Origin of the sequence: Pontiella agarivorans, assembly GCF_034531395.1 — a bacterium.
GTDB classification, from domain to species: Bacteria; Verrucomicrobiota; Kiritimatiellia; order Kiritimatiellales; family Pontiellaceae; genus Pontiella; species Pontiella agarivorans.
The window spans coordinates 769173-786154 of sequence record NZ_JARVCO010000010.1; the positions used below are offsets into that span (position 1 = coordinate 769173).

11 protein-coding genes are annotated in these 16982 nt (G+C 48.2%); 10 read left to right on the forward strand and 1 reads right to left on the reverse strand.

Annotation, left to right across the window (positions count from 1 at the left end):
- The first annotated feature begins 150 nt into the window (after positions 1-150).
- The 10 genes from P9H32_RS10710 to P9H32_RS10755 all read left to right on the forward strand — a co-directional run bounded on the left by P9H32_RS10710 (position 151) and on the right by P9H32_RS10755 (position 14797).
- Positions 151-2691 carry a VPS10 domain-containing protein gene (locus tag P9H32_RS10710; RefSeq protein ID WP_322608889.1) on the forward strand — a complete coding sequence of 847 codons (2541 nt, stop codon included), beginning with the start codon at positions 151-153 and terminating at the stop codon, positions 2689-2691.
- Between the two features lie 95 nt (positions 2692-2786).
- Positions 2787-3503, forward strand: a complete 717-nt coding sequence (locus tag P9H32_RS10715) for a 3-keto-alpha-glucoside-1,2-lyase-like domain-containing protein (protein WP_322608890.1) — start codon at positions 2787-2789, stop codon at positions 3501-3503.
- 16 nt (positions 3504-3519) lie between these two features.
- Positions 3520-5025, forward strand: a complete 1506-nt coding sequence (locus P9H32_RS10720; protein WP_322608891.1) for an alpha-L-fucosidase — start codon at positions 3520-3522, stop codon at positions 5023-5025.
- A 115-nt stretch (positions 5026-5140) separates the two neighbouring features.
- On the forward strand, positions 5141-6544 hold the full coding sequence (locus P9H32_RS10725) for a sulfatase family protein (RefSeq protein ID WP_322608892.1): 1404 nt from the start codon (positions 5141-5143) through the stop codon (positions 6542-6544).
- Between the two features lie 133 nt (positions 6545-6677).
- Positions 6678-8255 carry a sulfatase-like hydrolase/transferase gene (locus tag P9H32_RS10730; protein ID WP_322608893.1) on the forward strand — a complete coding sequence of 526 codons (1578 nt, stop codon included), beginning with the start codon at positions 6678-6680 and terminating at the stop codon, positions 8253-8255.
- A gap of 42 nt (positions 8256-8297) precedes the next feature.
- Entirely contained in the window at positions 8298-9719 is a 1422-nt protein-coding gene (locus P9H32_RS10735; RefSeq protein ID WP_322608894.1) for a sulfatase family protein, read from the forward strand.
- The gene (locus tag P9H32_RS10740; protein WP_322608895.1) at positions 9716-11122 is read left to right on the forward strand and encodes a hypothetical protein; all 1407 of its coding nucleotides are present in this window, start codon (positions 9716-9718) and stop codon (positions 11120-11122) included. The genes P9H32_RS10735 and P9H32_RS10740 overlap by 4 nt, the downstream gene beginning before the upstream one ends.
- A gap of 21 nt (positions 11123-11143) precedes the next feature.
- Positions 11144-12640, forward strand: coding sequence for a hypothetical protein (locus P9H32_RS10745; RefSeq protein ID WP_322608896.1), 1497 nt, complete (start codon positions 11144-11146; stop codon positions 12638-12640).
- A 235-nt stretch (positions 12641-12875) separates the two neighbouring features.
- Entirely contained in the window at positions 12876-13094 is a 219-nt protein-coding gene (locus P9H32_RS10750; protein WP_322608897.1) for a hypothetical protein, read from the forward strand.
- 221 nt (positions 13095-13315) lie between these two features.
- Positions 13316-14797: an aldo/keto reductase gene (locus P9H32_RS10755; protein WP_322608898.1), complete on the forward strand. Its 1482-nt coding sequence runs from the start codon at positions 13316-13318 to the stop codon at positions 14795-14797.
- An 83-nt stretch (positions 14798-14880) separates the two neighbouring features.
- Here P9H32_RS10755 and P9H32_RS10760 read toward each other — a convergent pair whose 3' ends face one another.
- Positions 14881-16539 carry a glycoside hydrolase family 43 protein gene (locus P9H32_RS10760; protein ID WP_322608899.1) on the reverse strand — a complete coding sequence of 553 codons (1659 nt, stop codon included), beginning with the start codon at positions 16537-16539 and terminating at the stop codon, positions 14881-14883.
- Positions 16540-16982: the final 443 nt, after the last annotated feature.

Consider the following 16982-nt stretch of genomic DNA (forward strand, 5'->3'; position numbering starts at 1 on the left):
CATTTCATTGTTTTCAGCGGGCGCTTCATTTTTTCACGAAAGGTGTTCCATGATCGTGAATATGCGGCATCTGATAATTGGAAACGGATCACTTTGGAGTTAGGTGTACTGCCGGCGATCTTAAAATGGATAACGATGAGGATATGCTGAATGAAAGCATTATGTAGGAGTTTGAAGACAATTGTGCTGGCGATGACTGTTGCCGGTGGAGCTTTGGGGCATGTGCCTCATGATATTATTTATTCCCTGGACCCAAGTCCTGATTTTGCAGAAACCGGCATGATTCTGGCCTCCTCCACCCAGTTCGGAGAGTGTCATATGGTTTCTCATAATCATGGGGCTACCTTCTCGGAATCGCACCGCGGTATTCAGGAACGTTCGCTGGCTTTGGGGCATACTTATTCTCCGAATTTTTCCAAAGACGGAATCGTTTTTATGGCGATGAAGAAAGGGTACTATAAATCGACTGATCGCGCCGAAAACTGGGTGAAGCAGCCGGCTTTTGGCCATGAGCCGGTATTGAATATCTGCCTTGCTTCTGATTTTACGAAGACTGGAAAACACTATGTGCTGACATCCAAAGGGGTGTTCCTCGTCAGTAAGGATGGAGTGGCTGAGTCGCTGTTGCCGAAGGATGAGGTCACATTCGGTAAAATCATCATTTCGGGCGGAAAACTTTATGTGCATTGCGTCTATTACAAGAAACAGAAGATGATCAAAGGGATGGAGCACATTGACTATCTTTCGGGTACTGTCGATGTGCTGAACCTGAAGACCGGAAAATGGTCGGCGTTGAGTACAGGCGTTGACGGTGCGGTTATTGCAGACTTCGATATTTCCGGCCAGAATCAGGTGGTTTCACTGAAAGATGGTTCAATATGGTTGAAAGGAGCGGGCGGCGGGCCATGGAAAAAGGTGTTTTCCCGCGATAATGGCGATTTTGCATCTGTGGTGAAATTTTCTCCCGAGTATGCAGATGACGGGGTTCTGATTGCGGGGACCGCGTGGGGCTTCACCTTTATGTCGGAAGATGGCGGCCGGAATTGGGAGCTGCGTTCCAATGGCCAGAGCCGTTGGGTGCATCATTTTGATATCCTTACAAAGAGCATTGTATTCTCTCCGGATTATAAGAATGACCAAACGATCATGATGGGCAAGACCACCGGATTCTATAAGACCACGGACAATGGCCGCTACTGGCGTCATATTAATATCTGGAACCAGAAGTGGGGCTACTATGCTCTGCCGGCACCGGGAGGATCGCAGGATGTTTTTACGGCCTGTTATAACGGCGGAATTTCACGCTCGTCGGACAACGGTTCAACTTGGGAATCAGCAAACATCGGTATCACGGCCGGGTTTGCAAACGGCATGGTGTTGTCGCCGAACTATGAGAATGACCACTCTATCTTTGTGGTGGATATTGCAACCGGACCGTATCGCTCAACTGACGGCGGTCGAAGCTGGGGACGCATTCCTGAGCTGGATCCGAAGAAACTGCATAACCAGCCGACGCTCTTCAGAGAATTAGGAATTTCGAATGACTTTAAAGAAGACGGTACGATTCTGGTTTTTCTGGTACCGCGCCATATACTGGGTAAAAGAGGTGCCAATATGGTCTTTAAGTTTAACGACAAGACCAAAGAGGTGAAGCGGGTCAATGTTGTGAAAAGCGGTCGTGCCTATGTCAACAGCTTTGCCTTTGATCCTGCTGGGTCAAAACTGGGTCGTATGTTCTGTGCTTCGAGTTCCGGAGTGTCGATGTCGACAGACAAAGGGGATACCTGGAAAATGATTTTTACGGACGTTGGCATTCAGCAGATTTTCATTTCTCCCAATGTGGATCAGGATGGAACCCTCTATCTGATGGATAAAGATGGTAAAATTCACCGTTCCACCGATAACGGAAAGTCATTCCAGATGCCTGATATGAACCTTGGCGGGCAATATGTGAATAACCTGACGTTCTCGCCAACCTACAATAAAGACCATGCGATCTATGTAACCACGTTCGGTGAAGGCGTGTTGAAGTCGACGGATAATGGGAAGACCTGGGTTCCGTTCGGACTGAAAGGAAAGTTTCTTTATACCGGCCTGACTTTCTCTGCCGATTATGAGCAGGATCAGACCATTTTTGCGCCGGCTGTTGATGGAATATTCCGCAGCACCGATAACGGAAAAACGTGGAAAAATGTGCTGGATCATTCGCAGTTGCTGCCGAAGGAAGTCTTTTTCACGGTGCTTGATCCGAAGGGTAAGGAAATACCCCAGATGCTGCAGGCCGTGAAGTTAATGAAAGAATACGGCATGTATGATGAAGAGGTGGTTAAAGAGCTCTATGGCGGGAAAAAAGTGTTCAAAAAGATGTTCAGCCCGCACGCGTATCTTGCAACGTACTACACGCTGAATGGCGGCCCCGGTTATATGTTTGAAATCGACTTCTATGGCTATGCCGCAGAACTGAAATGTATGAAGGGACCGAATATGGGCCTGGCAGACATCGTGGTGGATGGCGAAAAAGTCGCGACGGTTGACTTGTATGCTGAAACGGAAACCTTCGATGTGACAGTTTATAATGATCAGTCGATGGAGTTGAAAGAGCACTTCATCCAGATTGTTGAGACCGGAAAGAAAAATTCAAAGTCCTCGGGAACCGCAGTGAACTTTAATGCCCTGAATATTAAGAACTAAGTCAATGGGTCAGAATCAGAAGGTCAATGTTCTAACGTTCGTTTTGGAGCTTTGACCTTCTGCATATTGGTTCGATCGGGAGAAGGAGTTTGGAGATGAGCAGGACCGGATTTAAAATCAGCTCTTTGAGTGGCACGTGTCTGAAGGGCGAACGGCGCATGCTTCTTTTGGGGACTTTGGGCTGTATGCTCAGCATTTCGGCGGTGCGGGCAACTCCCCGTTTGGAAAATGCATTTGAAGGTGCGTTTGAAAAAAAGGTTTCCGTTAAAGTTTCCGGAGATTGGAAACGTAAAGTCTACTATGGGGATTGGTCGGTGCAGGCCGACGGTTCGATGAAGGCCGTCAATCTTCCGGAAGAAGGGCATGGGCCGTTGATGACCTTTTCGGCACCGATCGATGATGCGGTGATTGAATGCGAATTTATGCTTCCGCCGGGGGATGAGCCCGATCGTCATTTGCGGGTCTTTCTGGCCTGCCCTGAGTATCCGGGGCACACGGCTGGTGCTGTAGCCAACATTTCTACGAAAAGTTTTCCTTCGGGCCTGAAGCTGTATCATCAGCGCAAGGGGAAGAATAGAAAGGTGGAGGAAGAGATCGAATTTGGAACGAATCCTATGAAGATTCCAGGAGGAACCTGGCATGTTCTGAAGCTGATACTCCATGGAGACCGGATTCGTTTTATGGTTAACGGGGAAGAGGTCGATGGCCGGAATGAGGTGCTGGATATTCAAAAAGACCGGGTGTCTCTGAATTTTGGAAAGGCCGGAGGTCACGTTCGGAATTTTAAGGTTAGGTCGCTAAGTGATAAATAACCATAGGGGTGTGAATATGGAAAAATGGTTGTTAGTAATGCTCTCTTTTTTGGTTATTGGTTCAACGTTGGCTGCGGGACATGCTGACAGAACATTTGAAGGAACCGTTGAATCATTACAACAGTATGAATGCCCGGATTGGTTCCGCGACGCAAAGTTCGGTATTTATCTGCACTGGGGGGCGTATTCGGTTGCCGAGCAGGGGGAGTGGTATGCCCGGAAACTGTATGACGAAAATACCAGGGAATATCAGCACCATCTGAAAACCTATGGTCATCCGTCGGAATTCGGCTACGCCGACTTTATCCCGATGTGGAAAGCCGAGAACTTTGATCCCGATGCCTTGCTGGCGCTTTTTAAACAATCCGGCGCAAAATATTTTACGCCCTGTGCGGTGCATCACGATAATTTTGATTTATGGGATTCAAAATACCAGCCGTGGAATTCGGTGAATATGGGCCCGAAAAAAGACCTCATTCAGCTGTGGAAAGACGCTACGCTGAAGGCCGGACTGCGCTTCGGGGTAACCACCCATTTGTCGCGCTCGTACAGCTGGCTGAATACGGCCAATCAGGCTGATACCAAAGGTCCAAAAGCCGGGGTTCCTTATGACGGTGCGCAGGGTAAAGCGAAAGGACTTTATCCTCCGAATAATGGACAAAGTACCCATCCGCGTGCGCCTTACGAAACGACAGAAGCCTGGCGGGAAAACTGGGCCGCCCGAATCAAACAGCTGGTCGATGATTATGCCCCGGATCATCTGTATTTTGATTGTGCCATTCCGTTTCGGGGAGAAGATGCCGGAAAGACCGGGATGGAGGTTATTGCCCATTTTTACAACGAGCGCAAAGAAGGCGTCATGTGCATTAAAGAGCGTCCATGGCAGGGCTTGTATGATGATGGCATGGCCACGCTGGATTATGAGCGGGGCAAGGCATCCGGTATTCTTTCCGAACCCTGGCAGACGGATGATTCGATAGGTTCGTGGGGATATAACCCGGATACGCCCTATATGGAACCGGGGCTCGTTGTAGATAAAATCATCGATATTGTATCAAAAAACGGAAACATGCTGCTGAATATACCGATCAAGGCCGACGGTACATTGGATCAGGAATCGACTGATTTGCTGATTAAGGTGGGCCAGTGGTTTGATGTGAATGGAGAAGGCATTTACGGCACACGTCCCTGGTATCGCTATGGAGAGGGGCACGGCGAAATCGGCAAACACGATAAGCGTTCTTCGCTGACATTTAAGGACATACGTTACACCCGCAAGGGCGATGTGCTCTATGCCTTCGTGATGGGGCCGCCGCGAAAACACAACCGGGAAATTGTCCTGGAGTTTATTACCGCGATGAACCCGAAGGTTGGAAAAGTAAAATCGGTCGAATTGCTGGGATACGATAAAGAGATGGAATGGGAGGCAACGGGAGACGGGCTGAAAGTTCAGATGCCGAATTCTTTGCCGAGTGATTTTGCGCATGGCCTGAAAATCGAGTTTGAAGGCGGAATGAGATAGCCGGACTCTGAGAACCGGTTTTTACGGGAGCATGTTGTTCATTACCGCCGTGATAACGGCATCCGTATAACAGATCGTGATTATTGTGGGTGTTGTTTGATGAACAGGAGTGGGAATGAACTTTCGAATATTGCAGTGGAGTGTTTTATTCTGTGTTTGGCTACAGGCCGTTGTTTGCAGTGCCGGTAAACCGAATTTTGTCTTTTTTCTGAGTGATGATCAGTTGAAAGCGGACTATGGCTGTTATGGGCTGCCGCTTGATTTAACACCCGTCACGGACCAGTTGGCAAAACAGGGCCTGGTTTTTGAAAAGATGTTTACCGCTGAGCCGATCTGCGCCCCGAGCCGGGCGATGTTGTTTACCGGTCAGTATCCTGTTCGTAACGGACTTTTTGTGCAGCATACGGCATCGCGCGACGGAACGCAAACGGTGTATGATGCGCTCACTCCGCTGGGGTATGATGTTACCCTGATCGGCAAGGTTCATGTGAAGCCGGACTCCGTATTTCGCTGGAGTTCTCCGACGACAAAACAAAACCAAAAAGCACTTCCGATGGAAGATGTGGACGCCTATTTCGCGAAGAACAAAGAGCACCCGTTTTGTCTGTTTCTCGCCTCGCATTATCCGCACGGCCCGTATCCTGCAAAACCGAAATTTCCGCAGGATCAGGTGGTGGTCCATCCCTACATGACGGGGGGATCGAAAAAAGGGTTGGCGGGATATTATGACCATATTGCCAAAAAGGAAAAAGAACTGGCGCAGGTTCTCCAACTGTTGGAAAAATATGATCTGGATGAAAATACCGTCTTTATTTATTCATCCGATCATGGGAACGGCATGGGCGCCAAATATACCGTGTACGATCGCGGTCTGAACGTACCGTTCATTGTGCGCTGGCCGGGAAAAGTGAAGCCGGGACGCACCAAAGCGCTTGCCAGCTATGCGGATGTGCTGCCGACCTTTGTGGAGCTGGCCGGAGGTAAACCGTTTGATGGGGTGGATGGAAAAAGCTTTGCGCCTGTACTTATGAATCCGGAAGCGAAACACCAGATGTATGTCTATGGCGTAATGACACAACAGGGCGTCTGGGGCACGCATGTCTTTCCTCGTCGTTCTGCTCATAACGGACGTTTTCATTATATCTATAATTTTAATACACTCGAAAAAATCGCCAGAGATGAAGCGGCCGGGAAGGAGATTGATCCTTTCCACCGCATCGGTGCAACAATGCATCCGGAGGTCCCCGAAGAAGAATTGTACGATACCGATTCGGATCCGTGGGAACTTAACAATCTGGCAAAAGATCCAACCTTTGGAAAAATCAAGGCGGAGCTGAAGCGCGAGTTGTTCCAGTGGATGGAAAGTCAGCATGATTTTCTGACGGAAGGCGGCCCAATTCCTTATCTCAAGAGCAAGCATCCGGTCGATCAGTCCAGCGAAAAATATACCTGTCCGCCCGAGCTGGAGGGGACGGTTAAGGAGTACCTCGACCCGCATGTGCTTACGGCCGGGGATTAAGGGAACGAGCTATATTTTCAAGTGGGATTTCGTAAAGAAAAACTTTCGGAAACCTTAAACGAGATGCCCCGGAAATGTGCGGTGTTTTATGAGGCGGTGGGGCGAAGGAATGCATTTTTCAGGAAATAGTTGAATGAAAGTACGGTATATTTTGTTTTTGTGTATGGTGTGCGTTTTTCGTATCAGGGCGGCTGAAAAACCGAACATTATTTTGCTGATGGCGGATGATATCAGTGCACGTGAATTCTCTTTTTACGGCTCGGATTCCTGCACGGGCGGTGAATGGGCACAAACCCCGGTTCTGGATCGATTGGCTCATGAGGGCTGTTTTCTCAATACGGTGTGGGCCTCTACAGTCTGCATGCCGACCCGTGCGATGTTGATGAGTGGCCGTTATGCGCACCTGACAAAATGGTGGTACAACGGTGAAATGGGCCGGAATGAAAAAAACGGTAATTATGCCGTACCCGAAAGTTCGCCGCTGACGTTGGGGCAACTCGCCAAACAGGCGGGTTATCGTTCCATTTGGGTGGGGAAAACACACGTTACCACCGGGGATAATCATGCCCAGTTTGGTTTTGATGAATCCGTCTTTTCACCGGGAGAGCGCAAGGTGCGGGGTACGAGCCCTGAGCATTTCCAGAATGTAAAAGATCCTTCTTTTTGGAATCATGATTCTTTCTATTGGTGGCCCGAGATGCAATTGGTGAATCATCCCGATGAAGAGCCGTGGGTGAAAACGGGCATAAGCGATTTCGGGCCCGACCTTGAGATGGAATATATTTTTGACTTCATCGAGCGCTCGAAGGAAGAGGAGCAGCCGTTCTTTGTCTATCATGCTTCGCACCTGGGGCATAACGCGATTGATATGGCCGATCCTGAGTTTGAGCTCACCTGGCCGGGTACGCCCGTGATTACATGGGATGCCGATACGCAGTCCTATTCCCGGGCTGTACCGAAAATTACGCCAAACGGTCCCGTGAATACGGTGACGACAACCTATCGAAAAGAAAACATCACGCCGAATAAACTGAAGCATCACGTGGAGTATCTGGATTATCAGGTGTGGCAATATATCACGAAGCTCGAAGCGATGGGCGAATTGGAGAATACGGTTTTTTTCTTTTTTTCGGATAATGGAACCTATGGGTGGAAGGCGTCGGTTTTACGCCAGCGGGGTGTGCACGTTCCGATGGTGATTTATGCACCGGGACAGCCTAAGAGGGTGACCGGAGCGCAGGATATCATTTCGGATCTAACCGATATTTTACCCACCGTGGCGGAGATCATGGGTTTGCCATTACCGACACAGGAAGAGTATGAGCTGAATGGAAAAAGCCTTTGGCCCTATTTAACACAACAACAGACAACGCATCGTGATTGGATTTATGCGTACCGGGGAAATAAGCAGATGGTACGCGGTCAGGAATTGATGCGGGATGGAAAAGGAAATTGGTGGGATACCCGCACGATTCCTCCGGACCTGGATGCATTTCCGGTGATTACGGATTTTGAAACGCTTTCGACGAAACAGCAACGGGAGAAGGAGTTGATTGAGCAGGCACTGCGTCGGTTTGCCCGCGAAGATATCGGCGGACCGAACTCTTTTCATGCGACACCGAGTATTAAACTTTCAGAAAAACAGATCGAAAAAATGCGTAAAAACGAAGCGTCTCTCGAGGCCTCCCTCAAGGCTTCGGGGGAGTCTTAGAGATGATGAACGTCCACAGATCGATTAGCTACGGAAGATAATATGAATAGAACGATGAAAATGTTGAGCCAGGTGGGGTTCATAGTACTGATGGGCGTATCCTTGGTCTCGGAGGCTGCAGCACGTAAGCCCAACGTAATTTTGGTGATGGCGGATGATATGGGATTGGAATGCCTGTCTGTGTATGGCGGTGCACCATATAAAACGCCGCATTTAGACCGGATGGCGAAACAGGGGGTACTGTTTACCGATGCCTATTCCAATGCTATGTGTACGCCGACGCGGGTCAAGCTGATGAGCGGGCGCTATAACTTCCGTAACTATGAAATGTTCGCCTATATGAACCCGGATATTTATACGATCGGCAATCTGATGAAGGATGCGGGTTATGCGACGGCAATAATTGGAAAGCATCAGCTGAACGGCTATGGCAAATATGCTGTTCCGATGGAGGAGAGGTGGCCGCGTTTTAAGAAAAACGGATTTGATGAATTCTGTATGTGGAATGCCAAGCTGGATTTTAATACGACGCCGGATCAATATCACAAACCGGTCATTGAACAAAATGGTCAGGTTCTGCGTTACGACGGGGAATTAAAAGGGCGGTTCGGTCCCGATGTCTTAATGGAATATGCCTGCGACTTTATCCATCGTAAAAAGGCGGAACCGTTCTTTGTTTATTATCCCATGATGCTGCCGCATGCACCGTTTATTCCTACGCCGGATTCCGAGGATCCGAATTGTACGGATAGAGATAAAAACCAGCAGGACATGGTGGCCTATGTGGATAAGCTCATGGGGCGTCTGCTTGCTCACCTCGAGGCAGAGGGGGTGCTGGATAATACGTTGGTGCTGTTTTGCGGCGACAATGGGACCTATCACCGAATCAACCGCTCCCTGAACGGACGCAAGTTGACCACCGGTAAAATGTATTTAACCGATGACGGCACCCGCGCCATTTTACTGGCCTATTGGAAGGGCGGTATGAAAGGGGGCCAGGTATGCGGCGATTTGATCGATTTTTCCGACTTTATGCCGACGCTGGCCGATGTCGCTGGCGTAGCTCCTCCGGCAGATACGGATGGGGTGAGTTTTCTGCCGCAGATTAAAGGAGAGAAGGGAACGCCGCGTGAATGGATTCTGGTGGAACATGATCCGGGAATGGCTCCTCAATATGACTATTTGGGGCGCTGGGTGCGGAATCATACGCATAAGTTGTATCAGGATGGGCGTGTCTATAATTCCAAAGTGGATCCCGATGAGACGAACGATCTGGCGCAATCGACCGATCCTGAAGATCGGGCGGCCATTGAACTGCTGACTGCGGCGATGAATACCCTGCCGGCGTGGAATCCAAAAACGCCGAAAGAAGATGCCAAATCACGTCGGTTGGCCCGTCAAAAGGCGGAGCGCGAAAAAAAGAAACAGGCTCAACAATCAAAGCAGAATGAGGATGTGAAATGAATATGGGGCTGAAGGTGAAGATGGGAGCCTGTTTGCTGGGCATGGCATTGGGAACGGTTGGGGTGACGCAAGCAACCACGGCAACGGGGTTTGTGCATGTGGAGCAGATTGACGGCGTTTGGTGGTTTATTTCGCCAACGGGTGAAAAATTTATCAGCATGGGGGTGAATCACATTGAACCGCATCTTTGGTTGGCACCTTATAATAAACAGGCCACGCTTGATCGGTATGGTAACGATATGGTTGATGAAAACGGCCGTTTTGATACATCCAGTGAGGGGGCGGAAAAATGGATTAACCGGCAGGTGGAAATTTGCGACGACCTTCATTTCAACACGTTTGGCAAGCATACGCATGAATCGATTGATGACGCACTCTACCGCGATCAGGTCTATTATATGGCCTCTTTCAAAACGGCGCCGACGGCCTATTGGCGCGAGCAGGCCGGCGAAGGGCCGCTACCCGATGTTTTTGCTCCGGGTTTTAGAGATTTTGTAGAAATCCGTGCTGAGGAGGTTTGTGCCGCGCATAAAGATAGTCCGAATATGCTGGGTTACATGTACACAGACATTCCGAATTGGATCATGCCCAAATATCAGCGTCGAGCCGTGAAGGAAGAGGTCATGGTTTATCCCTGGGTGAATGCAATGCTGCGCCAAGGGGTGACCACGCCCGGCAAACAGCGGTGGATCAAACTTTTGCAGGACCGCTATTCAACCCCCGAAGAAGCAGCGACCGTGTGGGGGCTTCCGGTTTCGGCTGACTATGGAATCACCTGGGAACAGATGGCTCGCTTATTTACGTGGTTTAAACCGGCGGATCTCAAGAAAGCGGATGCCGATATGGTTGCATTCATGGAACAGATTGCGAATCAGTGGTATCGTATTCACTATGAGGCCATCAAAAAACGCGATGCTCATCATCTGATTTTCGGGGATAAAAGTATGGTGGAGTCGTACCGGAAATTTCTCGTTCCCGCGTTGCGGCAATATGTCGATGTGGTGGTGATTCAGGCGTACAACCCATTTTCCAAAGATGCACCAACGACCGATTGGATCTATGAAGAAATCGGAAAGCCTATTTTTAATGGCGATGGATCATTTGCCAATATCCGGCCGAATCAGACCAAGTATAAAGTAAAGGGTTGGTGGACCGGTGCGAAGAGTATTGAGGAGGTGGCTCGGATGTATAAAACCTCGCTCGAGGACATGATGGCCAAACCTTACATGATTGGCTGGCATCATTGTGGATGTATGGAGCAGTGGGATACCGCTGCGCGCGGCGATGTGGACAGCAATGAAACCGGTTTTATGGATCCCTTTGAAAACTACCATACGGTCTTTACCGATGTGATTAGGGACACGAATGCCAGGGTGAATAAACTGCACGAAGCGGCGAAGTAACGATTAACGAGGAATGTTTAAATGAAAAATTTATTGAGAAATTGTGCGTTTGCTTTGGTTGCTGGAGTGATGTCGGCCGGGGCTGCGGAATTGGATTCCTATGGCGGCCTGAAATCCATTAAAGGAAAAAAAACAGGCTTTTTTCATGTGGAAAAAATTGATGGGCGTGACTGGTTTGTGACGCCGGAAGGAAATGCTTTTTATGCGGTTGCTCTGAGCCACCTTTTTTCGGGCGATTCCGATGTGGCCTGCTCGAATGTATATGGGGGCGATTACGACGCATGGCTACGGGACTCATTTGATAAGGTTAAAGCACTTGGCTATAACTGCGCCCTGGGTAGTGCCACTAGTCCCGAGCGAAATTTGAATGGCTTTGTGGATATGGATAAAGCGGAAGCTATTTTCCGGGAGCATAATTTCCCGTTTTCCGTGGGCGTGATTTTGATTAAGCACCCATGGGAATTTGTAGAAGGCGAAACGCTGCCGGACATCTTTGAGCCGGCCTATAAAAAAATGATCGAAGCGCGCGCCGAAGCGGTGTGTCCGAAATATAAAGACGATCCTTTGGTGATGGGCTATTTCTATGGGTTTGGTGCCTTTAATTCGGCGGCCACCTGGGTGAATCATCATCTCTCGCTGCCGGCCGGTGCGGCGGGGCGGGAAGCAATCGTCGATTTACTTGCGCAGCGTTATGGCGGCGACATTGCCCGATTTAATGCCATCTATGAAACAAACCTTTCCTCTTTTGACCAACTGAAACAGAGCAAAGTCCTCGAGTATGCAGAAGACTATGAGCTACGGAATTATCCGGAGGTGCGAGCCGTGCTCGATCAGGATCTCTTGAATGACTTTGAGGCCATCATTTCACTGATGTGTACCACGCTGTATAAAACGGGGCATGATGCCATTCGTAAGTGGGATTCCAATCACCTGATTCTGGGTTCTTTTGTGAAGGAGTGGGCGCTGTCGATTGATTCATGGAAAGCGGTGGCTCCGTATGTCGATGTGGCTGCTCCGCAACATCTCAATAAAGATATTTCGGTGAATGCCATTGGTAAGGCGGTGGATTTACCGGTGATTGTTTCCGACGATGAATTTGGCTTTGGGTATCCTAAAGGCCACGGGTATGCCTGTGTGAAAACGCACGATGCACGCGGCGAAATTTATCAGGCGCATCTGATGCGCTGTTATAAAGATCCAACTATTATTGGTTCGAGCTATTGCGCCTGCATGTATGATCAAGGCGGAAAGGCGATGAAGTATGGCAAGCAGGAGGGGTTCTATGATCTGAATGGGAAGCCGCGCCCGTATCTCATTGAAACCGTGACAGAGATAAATAACGCGGTCTATCTGCATACCCCTCATCCCGCGAGTTCCGCTACATTGGATCATTTGTCGGCCAGTTATTTTTCCAAATGGGATAATTATAAAGTGCTCTCGAGTTGGGAAAAGCAGCAGCACGCTAAACTGGAAAGCTTGAAGAAAAAGAAAGCTAAAAAGACCGCAACGGTTCAATAAGACCCGGTGAACCTGAAAAAAGATGAAGGATGGGCGATGAGGAGTCCTTCTTGCTGATTTTAATTCACAAATCTGAAGTCGCCTAGGGAGTGTCCCGGGCGGCTTTTAATTTTATGAGCAGGATACTGCGCGTCCCTTTTTTTCATATTTATTTTCGATAGATGTAAACCTTTTCTTCTTCGTGAGCGTTACACCCTTAAACCGATCAGAATCGGTTGCGATTGCTGGGGCGGTGATGGGTATGTTGTTGATTGTGGTCGCTCCGCCGTTATTGACGCGCTCGGAAGCGGTGGTGCAGCAGGATACAGATTTCCCGATTGAAACGGCAGAGCCGGAAAGTCTCTTTGAAATAATAGATGCGTTGGGGGAAATGGAAGGCGAGGAGTTTTCGTTGGATGAATTAGAGGCTGTTTTACGAGCCTTGGATGAGGAAGAGGAGCTCGCCTTGCTGTAGGCAAAATGCACCTTTGTTTAGAAAGAAACGGCTGTATTCGCTGTAGCATGATATTGATCTCTTTGTGCTAATACCCCGATCACCTGAAAAGCGATGGCCTATCAATTTATAGTGAAATGCGTTCTTTTTCTGCTGAGGGCGGCATCGATTCTTATGAAACGTGACCTTCACTCACTTTTGTTAAACGAGGAGTTTCTGTGATGCAACCAAAGAGGGTACGCATGAAGAACAAGAGACGCAGCATTCTTAAAAGCTCAATGTGTGGTGGTGGCATGCTGTTGGTGCCAAATCTTGTAACCGGAAAAAGCACCTCCCTCTCCCCAAAACCGATGACCCGCAGTTTTGGTCGCATTGAACACAATGTCACCACCATGGGGCTCGGAGGGCAGGCGTCGCTGATGTGGACCCCGGCAGATGTAAACCCCGAAGCGATCATCCATAAAGCACTGGATCGGGGCATTAACTATTTTGATACGTCCAATATCTATGGTCAAAGTCAGACCTTGATCGGTAAGGTTTTCCGAGAGCATGGACTGGTCGCGGGCCTGCCCGGCTATAGCGAAAGCAAGCGGCGCTCCATTTTTCTGACCAGTAAAACGGGCCTGCGTCTGGCGAAAGGGTATATTAATGGAAATGTTATCGGATCGACGGACGGCCCGAAGGGGTCCCATGCCTTGGATGATGTGCGCAGAACGTTAACGCAGGTGTTTGGTGACGGGAAAGGGTATTACCCTCCGGGCAGTTATGTGGATATGGTGCTCATTCATTATACCGGTTATCCTCAAATTGATAAATACCTCTACCTAGGTATGGACCGCCCCGACCCAGCCGATGAAATGATCGGGGCTTTTGCAGGTTTGCGCGATCTGCGAGATGGAACCAACCTGACGGGATTGAATCCCAAACATGAAAAGCTGATTCGGTATATCGGTATCTCGGGCCACTCTGATCCGATGCAAATGATGAAGATTATTCAACAGGACCAATACGGCCTGTTGGATGGCATTCTTGTTCCCGCTAACGCCAACGATAAACTGCATAAAAACATGCAAAACAATGTAATTCCTGTAGCGAAAGCCAAGGGGCTTGGTGTTGTCGGGATGAAAGTGTTTTCAGATGGGGCGATGTATTCAAAGGACGCGAAATTCACGGAAGTTCCTGATGAAGTTGTTCGATCCGTAGGCAGTAAATATATGCCCAGCGAATCGTTGGTTAAATATTCGCTGACGGTTCCCGGAGTGGATGTAGTGATCATGGGAATTGGTCAGATTGACAACACGGATTCCAGGAATTGCCAGCTCGAGCAAAACCTGCAGGCCGCGCAAATAGGGCGCAATGGATTGAGTCAACTCGATCGAGAAGAAATCGAACAAATGGCCGGTCGAATCAAAGATGGAAAGACGAATTATTTTCAGTTGCCTCAGGAGAGCATGAGCGCTCCCAACCACTTAAAAATGGAACAGAAATCAAATCAAATCACCTTTACCTGGGACACGGCCTTTGCCGATAAACACATCATCACACATTACGATATTGTGAAAAACGACGTGAAAATTGCTCAGGTCAAACATACGCCGCAAATCAATGAGACTCCGTTCCACTTCAAGGATACAAGAGGGCAAAACAATGAGGTCTATAAAATCGTAACCGTAGATGCTGCCGGCCATACCGCCGAATCAAAAGAGTTTATCGCCAAATGGTAAGGACTTGATTGCTATTGATTTCTCAATCCGCTCATTTCAGCGACCTTGGAAAACAGGCCGTTGAGACCTGTTTCTGTTTTTTATTAATGAATAGAAAAATGATCTACATTTAACTGAGCCTGTCCTTGCTCGGTTGAAAGACAGAACAAACCTACACGTGCCCCGATCCATGCTCCGGCTCTGGCTTTAAATTTCTCTCCCAAGGGATGATATGTTTCGCCATCCAATGAATAAGAAAATTGGCAGAATACATCCCCCCTGTTTTCGTCTCCCTTGAATTTTAAGGGGAATGGATGCTCGCCATTCGCGACGAGTTTGAGGAACACTTCGTTTTGCTGTATCTCAATAGCTGCATCGAGTTCATTGCCATGTCTAACCGATAAGATTAGCTTGCCTGACTTGCTCTCCATGCCAATGTCAAAGCAGGTTCTACCCATAACAGCCATTCCGCCTCGTGTAACTCCATTTTCATTGCTATGCAGTTTCACTTTGGTCGTGGCTTCAAATTTAAAATCAGGAAACATCTGTGTAATTACATTGGGTGCATCCTGTAATGTCAGCTCAGGACTTAGGTGTGAATTGATTGTCAGGGATCCATTCTTTTGGGAACAATATCCTTTTCCTGAGTTAGCCGGCCACTGCCATTGCAGGCCAATATCTTTTCCTTCAAAATCATCACTTTTCTGAATTTTGAATGGTTTTCCATTATAACCTGTATTTGGCACTTTATAGGTGAGAACTGGGTTGCCGATACCATCGTTATTTTCATCAACACCAATTACAGGCCAATTATCCACCCATTTTGATGGCTGTAAATGTACGATTCGACCGAGTACGTTTACCGACTGAAAATGAATAAACCACCATTCTCCATTTGGGGTATCAAACAAACCGCCCTGATGGGGGCCGTTCACATTCGTATTTCCTCTTTCGCATATGACTCTGATTTCGTACGGCCCTTCCGGATTTTCTGACCTCAACGCGGTTTGCCAACCTGAAGCAACTCCCCCTGCAGGCGCTAATATATAGAAGAAGCCATTTCGCTTCATGAACTTACAACCCTCAATCGTTTTATGTATTTTGTCGGCCGGATATTTTTCCGGATCATCGGCATCAAAGACTATTTTATCTTCTGAAATAACCTTTGTTCCTTCCCAGTTCATTTCGACCAACGCTACTTTGGAGCTGATTCCGGCGCGCGACCTGGCATATGCATGCGCTACCCATGCCCGGCCTGTTTCTTCATCCCAGATCGGAGTTGTATCGATCCAGCCTTTTGCTTTTTTTACCAAGTGGGGCTTGCTCCATGGGCCTTCAGGATTTTTTGCCTTAACCATGTACATTCCTGCATCAGGATCCCCCCAGAAAATCCAGAAATATCCTTCATGATAACGAATGCATGGCGCAAATACTCCTTGTCCAGGCCTTGGAAGGTCATAGCTCAAGTCTTTTGCTTTTCGTTTTTTGGTGGTGTACAACGCATCGGGTAATTCCTGAACGCCATGTCCAATGATCTTCCAGTTGATCAAGTCCTTGGAATGTAAGATGGGTAAACCCGGCACCATATTGAAACTGGAGGCCGTCATGTAATAATCCTCCCCTACACGAATTACATCCGGGTCAGAATAATCAGCAGGAATAATCGGATTCGTATAGGTCATTTCAGCAAGTACGCTCTCGGAACCGAGAAGTATTAAACCGGATATAATTAGGGTGTAAAAACTGCACATCTGATTATTCATAATAAACCTTCTGTTATTTTCGCGCATTAAAACATAACTGAAGACATAACGTACCTATACGATCGTATGGATCAACAAGGATGCCGGCCGGTTCTGTTGAGATCAGCAGTCCCGGCGCATGGCGCGCTTTTTATTGGTTTTTTCTTTCGAGAAAACGCGATAACTCTATTTCTGTTTATTTTCGATTACGGAAAAAATAAGTTTGAGATTCTCGGCTTTTAATTCCGGCGGGGACATCATCAAGAGCTTACGCTTCACGCGTTTATGTTAAACGCTGAACGTGTCGGAAGGGCGCTGCGTTGAACACGTATTCCGAGCATAATTATGCATACCATCGTATAGGTTGGCTCGCTTCTGAAGCGTGTTATATTTTCCGGACATTGGAAAAATAGATTCAGATGCAAAAGTAAATGAAACAACTCGTGTTAAGTTCAGCCCTCTCA

Excerpts from the sequence above, each read along its gene's own strand:
- P9H32_RS10710 (WP_322608889.1), top strand. The coding sequence starts at position 151 with ATGAAAGCATTATGTAGGAGTTTGAAGACAATTGTGCTGGCGATGACT.
- P9H32_RS10715 (WP_322608890.1), top strand. The coding sequence starts at position 2,787 with ATGAGCAGGACCGGATTTAAAATCAGCTCTTTGAGTGGCACGTGTCTG.
- P9H32_RS10720 (WP_322608891.1), top strand. The coding sequence starts at position 3,520 with ATGGAAAAATGGTTGTTAGTAATGCTCTCTTTTTTGGTTATTGGTTCA.
- P9H32_RS10725 (WP_322608892.1), top strand. The coding sequence starts at position 5,141 with ATGAACTTTCGAATATTGCAGTGGAGTGTTTTATTCTGTGTTTGGCTA.
- P9H32_RS10730 (WP_322608893.1), top strand. The coding sequence starts at position 6,678 with ATGAAAGTACGGTATATTTTGTTTTTGTGTATGGTGTGCGTTTTTCGT.
- P9H32_RS10735 (WP_322608894.1), top strand. The coding sequence starts at position 8,298 with ATGAATAGAACGATGAAAATGTTGAGCCAGGTGGGGTTCATAGTACTG.
- P9H32_RS10740 (WP_322608895.1), top strand. The coding sequence starts at position 9,716 with ATGAATATGGGGCTGAAGGTGAAGATGGGAGCCTGTTTGCTGGGCATG.
- P9H32_RS10745 (WP_322608896.1), top strand. The coding sequence starts at position 11,144 with ATGAAAAATTTATTGAGAAATTGTGCGTTTGCTTTGGTTGCTGGAGTG.
- P9H32_RS10750 (WP_322608897.1), top strand. The coding sequence starts at position 12,876 with ATGGGTATGTTGTTGATTGTGGTCGCTCCGCCGTTATTGACGCGCTCG.
- P9H32_RS10755 (WP_322608898.1), top strand. The coding sequence starts at position 13,316 with ATGAAGAACAAGAGACGCAGCATTCTTAAAAGCTCAATGTGTGGTGGT.
- P9H32_RS10760 (WP_322608899.1), bottom strand. The coding sequence starts at position 16,539 with ATGAATAATCAGATGTGCAGTTTTTACACCCTAATTATATCCGGTTTA.